General features: G+C 33.9%; 11 protein-coding genes. 5 read left to right on the top strand and 6 right to left on the bottom strand.

Annotated elements, in window-relative coordinates; translation table 11 throughout:
• Positions 1–217: 217 nt before the first annotated feature.
• From M5A78_RS15760 to M5A78_RS15750, 3 genes are all read right to left on the bottom strand, one after another.
• Positions 218–811 carry a dienelactone hydrolase family protein gene (locus M5A78_RS15760; protein ID WP_248736225.1) on the bottom strand — a complete coding sequence of 198 codons (594 nt, stop codon included), beginning with the start codon at positions 809–811 and terminating at the stop codon, positions 218–220.
• A 181-nt stretch (positions 812–992) separates the two neighbouring features.
• Positions 993–1,319: a hypothetical protein gene (locus M5A78_RS15755; RefSeq protein WP_248736224.1), complete on the bottom strand. Its 327-nt coding sequence runs from the start codon at positions 1,317–1,319 to the stop codon at positions 993–995.
• 42 nt (positions 1,320–1,361) lie between these two features.
• Positions 1,362–2,273 (bottom strand): LysR family transcriptional regulator, encoded by a 912-nt coding sequence (locus tag M5A78_RS15750; protein WP_248736223.1) that lies wholly within the window; start codon positions 2,271–2,273, stop codon positions 1,362–1,364.
• Positions 2,274–2,416: 143 nt separating this feature from the next.
• Between M5A78_RS15750 and M5A78_RS15745 the strand changes: the two genes are divergently transcribed.
• Complete coding sequence (locus M5A78_RS15745) at positions 2,417–2,971, top strand: flavodoxin family protein (RefSeq protein WP_248736222.1); 555 nt, start codon at positions 2,417–2,419, stop codon at positions 2,969–2,971.
• Between the two features lie 342 nt (positions 2,972–3,313).
• Here the strand turns inward: M5A78_RS15745 and M5A78_RS15740 are convergent, their stop codons facing one another.
• The gene (locus M5A78_RS15740; protein ID WP_248736221.1) at positions 3,314–3,484 is read right to left on the bottom strand and encodes a hypothetical protein; all 171 of its coding nucleotides are present in this window, start codon (positions 3,482–3,484) and stop codon (positions 3,314–3,316) included.
• Positions 3,459–3,929, bottom strand: coding sequence for a class I SAM-dependent methyltransferase (locus M5A78_RS15735; RefSeq protein WP_248736220.1), 471 nt, complete (start codon positions 3,927–3,929; stop codon positions 3,459–3,461). Before M5A78_RS15735 ends, M5A78_RS15740 begins: the two co-directional genes overlap by 26 nt.
• 288 nt (positions 3,930–4,217) lie before the next feature.
• Between M5A78_RS15735 and aepX the strand changes: the two genes are divergently transcribed.
• The 4 genes from aepX to M5A78_RS15715 all read left to right on the top strand — a co-directional run bounded on the left by aepX (position 4,218) and on the right by M5A78_RS15715 (position 8,257).
• A complete protein-coding gene (gene aepX, locus M5A78_RS15730) occupies positions 4,218–5,111 on the top strand; it encodes a phosphoenolpyruvate mutase (protein ID WP_248736219.1) in 894 nt (297 codons plus the stop codon).
• A 4-nt stretch (positions 5,112–5,115) separates the two neighbouring features.
• Positions 5,116–6,243 (top strand): phosphonopyruvate decarboxylase, encoded by a 1,128-nt coding sequence (gene aepY, locus M5A78_RS15725; protein WP_248736218.1) that lies wholly within the window; start codon positions 5,116–5,118, stop codon positions 6,241–6,243.
• A 14-nt stretch (positions 6,244–6,257) separates the two neighbouring features.
• On the top strand, positions 6,258–7,409 hold the full coding sequence (locus M5A78_RS15720; RefSeq protein ID WP_248736217.1) for a 2-aminoethylphosphonate aminotransferase: 1,152 nt from the start codon (positions 6,258–6,260) through the stop codon (positions 7,407–7,409).
• Positions 7,410–7,480: 71 nt separating this feature from the next.
• Positions 7,481–8,257, top strand: coding sequence for a YheC/YheD family protein (locus M5A78_RS15715; RefSeq protein ID WP_248736216.1), 777 nt, complete (start codon positions 7,481–7,483; stop codon positions 8,255–8,257).
• A 367-nt stretch (positions 8,258–8,624) separates the two neighbouring features.
• Here the strand turns inward: M5A78_RS15715 and M5A78_RS15710 are convergent, their stop codons facing one another.
• On the bottom strand, positions 8,625–9,497 hold the full coding sequence (locus M5A78_RS15710; RefSeq protein ID WP_248736215.1) for a GNAT family N-acetyltransferase: 873 nt from the start codon (positions 9,495–9,497) through the stop codon (positions 8,625–8,627).
• Positions 9,498–9,631 lie beyond the last annotated feature (134 nt).

Here is a 9,631-nt window from a genome sequence, read left to right as displayed (position 1 = left end):
TGATCTCAAACTAAGAAAAAAGAAGCCGAAATACGCTTCTCTTCTTAGAGTTGGTCAAAAACTAAACAAAAAACAAATTGTGTGGGGAGCCTTGACAGTTTCGTTCATATCAGTTTAAGTGCAATTCTTCACTGTAAAAAAATATAGTGCTATATCAACCAATATCTGAACAACTTTCATTTTCCAATTTCCGAATACATTCTTGCATTTTAATGAATTAATGTTTCGATAAAAAATCAACCATTATGTCAAAAGAGTCTTGTTCAGATTTTACATTATATTTTGAATTGTATGGGTCACTAAATCCATGTTCTCCGTGAATTTTATGTATCTCGATATTCTTTTTTTCTAAGTATGGAATTAATTCTTTGACATTAAATGATTTCTCACTTTCAGGAAAGAAAAGCATTGTTGAACATAAAGGTTCAATCTCTAGATAGTTTCTAATTCGCGAACCATAGTAACCAACAATTCCATCGATATCATTTTCTTCACTACACAACCATGCAATGGTTGCCCCAACACTAAATCCAACAATAAAGACTTTTTCATATTGATCTTTAAAATCTTGCAATACACGTTTAATCTTATTTGTCGCATTAATAAACCCAATATTCTCCATAAAATTCCGATAAGCAACTTCTTCAAATAAATATTCAAAAGGTCCTTCTTTTTCTAATAAATTTGGACAAATAACATCAAAGCCTCTTTCTGATAATGAATGGCAAACTTTATTCATATGCTGGTTAACCCCATAAATTTCATGTACTACTATAATTAATTTGTTTGAGTTACTTTGTATGTTTATCAAATTAAACCTCCTATTAAATCAGAACTTTCTTCTAATAATAATACAAAACTAAATGGATAATACTTCTTAAACTTAACTGCCCGTTACTTCAATTAGAAAAAGGTTTACCTGTTATTCCTCAATATGTTCGTATTAATCATTAACTTTTGTCTATAACTTTAATAAATAAAAGTGCAACCAATTATGGTCGCACTTTATGATAAGAATTCATTAATTTAAATTCCTTTTCAGACTTACCAGATTCAGGACAAAGTGAAAGTAAGCGTGCATTAACCGCATAAGTAAATGTATCTTCTGTTTTTATTTTTTTCTTATCATTAATAATCAATTCATCACGTTGTAAAGAGATTTTTATAAGATGGGTGTATATTCTGTCGTTTTCACTTGGTCCAAGCTGCTTAATCCAAATGCGTATTCCTTCTGGTTTAGGCTCTCCCCAATTTACGGAGTCTGCATGATATTTATTATGATAATAATCCACTAAGCTATGATGCATCCATACCTGCATTGTGTTTTACGCCCCAAAAGGTAGCAAAAAAGTTTGCCGTTACTAAGAAAAACCCTTTTGGTTGAAGTAGTCATCGGATAAAAAAGTCTTACGAGTTAAATTAATAAATGCCTCTAAAGGAGATGTCATCCATTTATCTTTATGCCAAGCAATTTGAGTAAAAAGTGAAGATGTGGAATCCTTCCATGGTATTTCCTTCATTCTCCCCTCCTTAATATCTTTTTTCACTACCATCTCTGGTAATAGTGCTATTCCTAGTCCTGCTATTACACATTGTTTGATTGCCTCGATACTACTAAATTCTATTTTATTCAGTGGGTATACTCCTGCCGATTTAAGGGAGTCTTCGAACATCATTCTGTAAGAACATCCCATTTCTGTAAGCAAAAGAGTCTCATCCTTAAGGTCATCTATCGAGAGCACTGGTTTGGGGTGATTTGGTGCGATGACCATTTTGAACTCCTCTTTGATAAGTTGCTCCACTCTTAATGAACCCTCAGGCTTACTTGTATCCATAATAAAGGCAACATCTACTAAACCCTCCATAAGATGATTTCTCGCCATTTCGTCAGAATGTGCAGGCTTAAAGATGAGTTTAACTTTGGGAAATGTAGCCTTGAATTCTTTAAGAATTAGAGGTAAACGATAGGTACACTGGCTCTCTTGGGCACCAATTATTAAGGTGCCAGTTGGTTCTTCTTCTCCGTTCACAGCCATGAACGCTTCTTCGTTTAGTCTTATCATCTTTTCAGCATATAGTTTAAACTTGTGTCCAGCCTCTGTTAAAATCAATCGTTTTCCTAGACGCTCAAATAAGGGTTTACCAATTTCATCTTCGAGAGCTTTAATTTGGGCAGTTACACTTGATTGTGCAAAATTTAAAATTTTTGCAGTCTGGGTAAAGTTCAAATTTTCTGCGGCATTTTTAAAAGTTATCAATTGTTTAATATCCATATTTCCCGCCTCTTTATAATCGTTTTTTTCGATTGAATCAATCAAAATAATCATCTGTATCTATTTTTAAATTAAATATAAGATATATGTAATAAAGAAACAACTAGAAAACCACTTAATATAGACGAAAGGAGAAATGATGAATGAAAATAGCAGTTATATATGGGGGGACCCGTCCCAATGGCAATACGGAGATGCTGACAGAACACGTAATTCAAGGTATGGTTACAGAAAAGATTTACTTAAGTGATTATAATATCAAGCCAATTATAGACATGCGTCATTCAAAAGATGGCTTTCAGGACAGAAATGATGATTATAATTCCATAATCGAACGGATTCTTCTAAATGACATTCTAGTATTCTCTACTCCGATTTATTGGTATAGCATGTCAGGAACAATGAAAAACTTTATCGACCGATGGTCACAAACCTTAAGGGACCCAAAATATCCTGATTTTAAGAATGAAATGGCTTCTAAAAAAGCATTTGTTATTGCTGTTGGAGGAGACGAACCGCACATTAAAGGGCTGCCTATGATTCAGCAATTCAATTACATATTTGATTTTATAGGAATTGAATTTGCGGGATATATTCTTGGAAATGGAAACAAACCTGAAGAAGTAATTCAAGACAAAGATGCACTTTTCGCAGCTACTCAAATTCGAAATAAATTAACTGAAAACAAATGGAATTAAACAACAAAATGGGTTTGCATTGTAATTCGAATGCAGACCAATTTTTTTGATTGCTCAAACTATAGTGTTAGGTGTTCTTTTATTCTTGTTCAACTAACCTGCCCGTTAGTTTAAGTAGAATCCTTCACAATCTTTTCTGCACCTTTTAATCTCCAATCCCTTAAATGTGTTATCTATACATAAAGGCGCCTTCTTATTAAAGAAAAGCGCCCTATTGTAAAATAAAAAGAGTTCGTTTTCAATAACGGCGTTCCCTCTAAAATAAAAATGTTTCAAAAACACATACCCTGTAGGATAGTCCATGGGTTTCCAATACCACTTTATTCGCTTTTTTAAGCACCACTAGGTTTCCTTCATTCCTTCACAGCTGAAACCAATACCGATTTCCATTTGAATAGGAAACACTTTTCCACGGTCAAAGTATTTACCGAAGTGTCGGTCGACTGACTGTCCTGTCATCGGGACAAAATGACCCTCTTCTTTTTTTTCACGACAACCTCTGAGCAACATCATCCCACCCGGCTTGAGGATGCGGGCCAATCTCTCGTGCAAATTGATCTCGTTCCTCTTCGGCAATTGTATGAAAACAGCCGCGATCATTTACAAAATCTACGGACTGGTCCTCAACCGGTAAATCTAAGACATTTCCATGACGCCAGTCAACTTGCTCCCCAGCCTCCTTTGCCCGTTCAGCAGCGCTCCTGAGAGCTTCTGCACTTAGATCCACCCCAATCATATTCAATCCGTGTTGGGCAAGAAAAATTGCTTCTCGACCAGCTCCACAACCAACATCCAACCCAATTGTCACCTTTGGAAAGTTTATAGTGGCAATAAAAGCTACCAACTCTTGTGACGGATACGAAAGATCCCACATATCCCGAAAACTCCCATTGATCAATGCTTCGTTCCAACTCATTTTTAACACCTGCCCCATAAAAATTTTTTCCTTAATACCCATTCTGTCCAATCCACTAAATTTCCTATAAAATGTACTCCCATATTCTACAAATTGGTCCGTTTAAAGTTTGTAGATGCTTGAATCATGTCTTTAGGTTCAACTTTTGAGAGTTTTTGTAATTGATCTTATTTTTTCAATAGCCAATGATTTCCACTTCTGTCCGTTTCAAAACCATTCTGAAATGAATAAATTAAAACTAAATGAAATAATCGAATGATTAAATTTCAATTAACTCAAAATTCATTTTAAATAAATTAGGTAAAAGTCTTTTACTTAAAGGAGATAATCATGAAGAAATCAACGAAATTAAAGCATTTGCTGAATTCCCCACAAAAACCGGAATTTTTAATGGAAGCCCATAATGGTCTTTCCGCAAAAGTGGTCGAGGAAGCAGGTTTTAAAGGTATATGGGCCAGTGGACTATCAATATCTGCCTCAATGGGAGTTAGAGATAATAACGAAGCTTCTTGGACTCAAGTATTAGATGTTCTTGAATTTATGAGTGATGCTACAACAATACCAATTCTATTAGATGGGGATACGGGATATGGAAACTTTAATAATGCAAGAAGGTTAGTTAAAAAATTAGAACAATTGGATATAGCTGGGGTTTGTATTGAAGATAAAATCTTTCCGAAATCGAATTCTTTTATAAGCGGAGAAACACAGTCACTTGCCTCCATTGAAGAATTTTGCGGAAAAATTAAAGCGATGAAAGATACACAAATGGATGATGATTTTATTGTTGTAGCTAGAGTTGAAGCTTTTATTGCAGGTTGGGGATTAGAAGAAGCACTGAAACGCGCTGATGCCTATAGGCAGGCAGGTGCTGATGCAATCCTTATACACAGTAAAAAATCTCATTTTAATGAAATCGAAGAATTTATGAAAGCATGGAATGATCGACATCCAGTTGTAATTGCTCCCACCAAATATTATTCAACGCCAACCGAAAAATTCAAGAATTTAGGAGTCAACGCAGTAATCTGGGCCAATCACAACTTAAGAGCATCACTTACTGCTATGCAAAAAATATCAAAACAAATATTAAATGATGAAAGTCTCATTCAGGTTGAAGATTCTATTGCAAGTGTTGAAGAAATTTTTAGAATTCAAAATGCCGAAGAACTTCAAAGTGCTGAGAAGAAATATTTACCACGAACTATTTCGAAAACGGAGTAAATGTATGTTAAACACTAAAAGTTTTGGAAATGAACTTAAAAAACTAGGTTTTGACTTTTACAGTGGAGTACCATGTTCATTTTTAAAGAATCTTATCAACTATGCCATAAATGAATGTGAATATATTGCAGCTGTTAACGAAGGGGATGCAATTGCCATTGCATCGGGAGCTTATTTTGGAGGTAGAAAGCCAGTTGTTTTAATGCAAAACTCTGGCCTCACTAATGCTGTTTCCCCATTGACTTCTTTAAACTATCCCTTTCAAATACCTGTACTTGGTTTTGTAAGTTTAAGAGGAGATTCCAGTTTAAACGATGAGCCTCAGCATGAATTAATGGGGCGAATTACAACGCAAATGCTAGATCTCATGCAAATAAACTGGCAATTCCTATCCCCTGATTTACACGAAGCAAAGATTCAAGTTGAATCAGCTAACAATTGGATTGAAAACAACAAACCATTCTTCTTTGTAGTGAAGAAAGGAACCTTTGAAACGGAAAAACTTAAACCAATAGAACATCCTAATCATTACAATAAGAAAAAACTCGAAAAAACACTTATGGATGAATTTCCAAGTAGGTTTCAAACTTTAAAAGCGATCAATGGATTGAAAGATGAAAAAACTGTACAACTCGCAACGACTGGAAAAACAGGCAGAGAGCTATATGAAATTGAAGATTCCGCTAATAATTTGTATATGGTTGGTTCTATGGGATGTGTCAGTTCTCTAGGTGTTGGATTAGCATTGTCACGAAAAGAATTAGATGTAGTTGTCATTGATGGAGATGGATCTCTCCTAATGCGAATGGGAAGTTTAGCTACAAATGGATATTATAGGCCAAAAAATATGTTACACATTCTACTAGATAATGAAACCCATGATTCAACCGGAGGGCAAAGTACCGTTTCTCACAACGTTAATTTTGTAACTATTGCTGCTGCATGCGGTTACGAAAAATCTTTTTATATTCACAGCCTAAAGGAACTCGAAGAGCAGATTCAATTATGGAAAAAGACAAATGGACTCACCTTTCTTTATCTAAAAATCTCTAAAGGATCTAACCCAAACTTAGGCCGCCCAAAAATTTCACCAAGAGAGGTTAAAAATCGCTTACGCAAATTTATTAAATAAAAAGGGTGAGCAATATGCAAAAAGTTAATAGACATATATTATTAAACCCTGGTCCTGCCACTACAACAGATTCGGTTAAATACGCACAGGTGGTACCCGATATTTGTCCCCGTGAAAATGATTTTTTTCACATAATGCATTTTGTTTCCTCTGAACTAACTAGCTTTGTAGCAGATAAAGAGCAATATGCTACAGTTTTGTTCGGAGGATCAGGTACTGCTTCTGTAGAATCAATCTTAAGTTCTGTTATGACTGACGGGGCTATCGTAATAATTAATAATGGTGCGTACGGTCAGCGATTGTGTGAAATTGCTCATGCGTATCAATTAGATTGGTATGAGTTTAAAAGTCCACCAGATCACCCCATTCAATTAGATATATTGAAAACGTTTATTCAAAAACTTCCGAAAACAGTTTCCTATCTTGCAGTCGTTCATAATGAAACAACAACGGGATTATTAAACGATATTGAGGCGATCGGAACTATTTGCAAGGAAAAGAATATTGAAATGATGGTAGATGCTATGAGTTCTTTTGCAGCCATCCCTATTGATATGAACAAAATGAATATAGCTTATTTAGCTGCAAGTTCCAATAAAAATCTTCAAGGAATGGCAGGAATTTCGTTTGTTATAGCCCCAAAAAATAAATTAGAGAAAAAAAAAACAACTAAGCCCACTAACTATTATTTAAATCTTCATTCACAATTTAAATATTTCATAGAAACAGGACAGATGCGTTTTACTCCTCCTGTTCAGACAATATATGCATTAAAACAAGCAATTATTGAATTAAAAGAAGAAGGTGTGAAAGAAAGATATGAACGATATTCACAGTTATGGGAAACATTAATCGAGGGACTCACGAAACTTGGTTTTAAATACATTGTCCCTGCAGAGAATCATTCGAAATTAATTACAGCCATTTTAGAGCCTACATGTAAGGCATATAATTTCACCAACATGCATGATTATTTTTATAAAAACAGTATTACAATTTACCCAGGAAAACTTAAAAATATGAATTCTTTTAGAGTAGCTAATATTGGTGATCTTACTGTAAATGATATAAATCTTTTTTTAACTATAATGGAAGAATATCTTCAGTACATTGGAATAGATACTAAGGAAGAAAATTTGGCAGGTATACTTTACGAAAGTAAATAAGAGTAATTAATAAATACCCCATAATACAGTTAATTACTAAAAGATTGTAAATTAAAAATGAGGTGTATTTTTTGAGCGATGCAGTAGGAAAATGGGAACAATATTTACTGTTGCAACAAGACCCATTAATAAGTAGTAGTATTCCAGAAACCAAAATGTATAGTATTAAAAATTTTAGAGAATTAATTAATCGTTATGATCATGTTTATGTAAAACACAATACTACAGGCCAAGGAAGGGCAATATTTAAAATCCTTAAAAGACAAGACGGATTATATTGTTATAATGGCTTTACTTTTCAAGGTAATCATATAAATAAATGTGTTTCATCAATAACAGAGTTTCATCAGTTTCTACATCCATTTTTAAAATTTGGCAGAAAAAGTGGGCCTTATGTTATCCAGGAAGGAATCGAAAGTGTGACACAAAATGGGCAGCCTTTTATGATTCGAGTTCATGTTCAACTTCTAGAAGATGAATGGTTGGTAGGTGGAATGTATGGAAAAATTGGATTGGCAGAAGCTGAATGTAATGGAATTGTTAATTCTCATCGAGGTGCCAAGGTAATATCGATAAACGAATTATTGACGCTACATTTACAATTAAATCAAGGAAATCAATTTGAAACTATAGAGACTATTAATAGATTGGCTATTTCAGCAGCTAAAGGAATCTCCTCTCAATTTCCACGCAGAGAATATGGTATGGATTTTGGACTAAATAAAAATGGAACCCCCATATTATTTGAAGTAAATACAACCCCAAGTATACGCAGTTTTGCTGAAATTGATAATAAAGCTGTATGGAAGAATATTGTCGAGATTCGAAAACAACAGAATAAAGACTAAAAAGTCGCTGACTTAAAAAACTATTTTTAACTACTTTTCTGGTCAGCACTTCTTTTAGTTGGTTCGCTGTTCGGAATGGAATTCGGGATGCCCTAAATGAAAACGACTGACGAGATCATTCCACGCAATAAAAGATAAAGAGAGTTTTACGACAAAAAAGAGAAGAATGAAAACCATTCAGGGTAGCCATTACCGCGTGTATTTTAAAAAAAGTCCTTTACTCTTTGTCATTAACAGCTGTTAAGAACGATTCTCAACCTTATATAAATAAGCTCCCGATTGCTGAAGATTAAGATACGATCATGATTGCTGCCTTTAGCTTGTTGAACTAATGCACCCCGATAGTTTAAGTACATCTTTTCACAAACTACCCAAAAATTTGGGCAGCAATCCCGAATAATGTATTGTTTCTAGAAGGCATATTAACAGAATTGATTACCATTATTGGTGGTTGACTCACATTAATAAATCCACTTTTCTCCAATAACATCATAAACTTATCATTACCTGATGGGACATCAATTCTTAATTTCCCTTTATGCTTTGAAGATAATTTATCAATTAAGACTAATGCTGTTTGGAAGTCTGGTGCTACAATAGGACCTAATATGAGATTAATTGTCCCTAAAATGGAAAGTCCATATCCCACAATTGTTCCATTATTATCTTTTACAACCAAGCATCTTTCTGATTGTTTTATTCTATTCATAAGGAAACGACTTCTTTTGTCTCCAAAAGCGTCCTCATCAAGCTTAAGCAATTCATCAATATCAACTCCACTAAACTCTTCAATGATAATATCACTGTTATTCGAAGGTTTAGTAATAGTTATATAATTATCACATAGATATTTATGAACAAAATCAACAGTATTGAAGCCCATTTTTTCATAGAGGGGTTTTCCTTCTTCTGTTGCAATTAGCATAACGGTAGTTCCTTTAGAAACACTTTCTATACATTTCCTAGTAGCCTTTTTCCCTAATCCCATACCTCTAAAATCTTTATTAACTATAACCATACCAATTGAAGCTAAAGAAGTATCATAAGAAATTATTGCAGCACTAGACACAATTTTCCCTTCAGCATTTTTATGTCCAAATATTTTTCCTGATGACAGAACAGTTCCAATTTCCTTTTCATCATAATCCCATCCAACTGATGCAGACAGTTCGATTAATCCTTGAACATCACATTTATCAAATTGGACTAAGTCTAATATTGGTTTATTGTATGTGACCATTATGGTTTCTCCTTCTTTAGAACATCATTTTAATAGTCTTATGTAAAATTATACTATATTAATCATACTTTTAATTGAATTAACCTGCCACTTTAGCTCAAGAAGAAACTTCAACGAAAAAGAGCATTAATCCT

Source organism: Neobacillus rhizosphaerae, from assembly GCF_937468385.1.
Taxonomy (GTDB): Bacteria; Bacillota; Bacilli; order Bacillales; family Cytobacillaceae; genus Neobacillus; species Neobacillus rhizosphaerae.
The sequence above is the reverse complement of the archived record's forward strand: the minus strand, read 5'-3'. Positions and strand labels throughout refer to the sequence as shown.

Coding starts and splice junctions, on each gene's coding strand:
- M5A78_RS15755 (WP_248736224.1), bottom strand. CDS start 1,319: ATGCAGGTATGGATGCATCATAGCTTAGTGGATTATTATCATAATAAA.
- aepX (WP_248736219.1), top strand. CDS start 4,218: ATGAAGAAATCAACGAAATTAAAGCATTTGCTGAATTCCCCACAAAAA.
- M5A78_RS15750 (WP_248736223.1), bottom strand. CDS start 2,273: ATGGATATTAAACAATTGATAACTTTTAAAAATGCCGCAGAAAATTTG.
- M5A78_RS15720 (WP_248736217.1), top strand. CDS start 6,258: ATGCAAAAAGTTAATAGACATATATTATTAAACCCTGGTCCTGCCACT.
- aepY (WP_248736218.1), top strand. CDS start 5,116: ATGTTAAACACTAAAAGTTTTGGAAATGAACTTAAAAAACTAGGTTTT.
- M5A78_RS15710 (WP_248736215.1), bottom strand. CDS start 9,497: ATGGTCACATACAATAAACCAATATTAGACTTAGTCCAATTTGATAAA.
- M5A78_RS15745 (WP_248736222.1), top strand. CDS start 2,417: ATGAAAATAGCAGTTATATATGGGGGGACCCGTCCCAATGGCAATACG.
- M5A78_RS15735 (WP_248736220.1), bottom strand. CDS start 3,929: ATGGGTATTAAGGAAAAAATTTTTATGGGGCAGGTGTTAAAAATGAGT.
- M5A78_RS15740 (WP_248736221.1), bottom strand. CDS start 3,484: ATGATGTTGCTCAGAGGTTGTCGTGAAAAAAAAGAAGAGGGTCATTTT.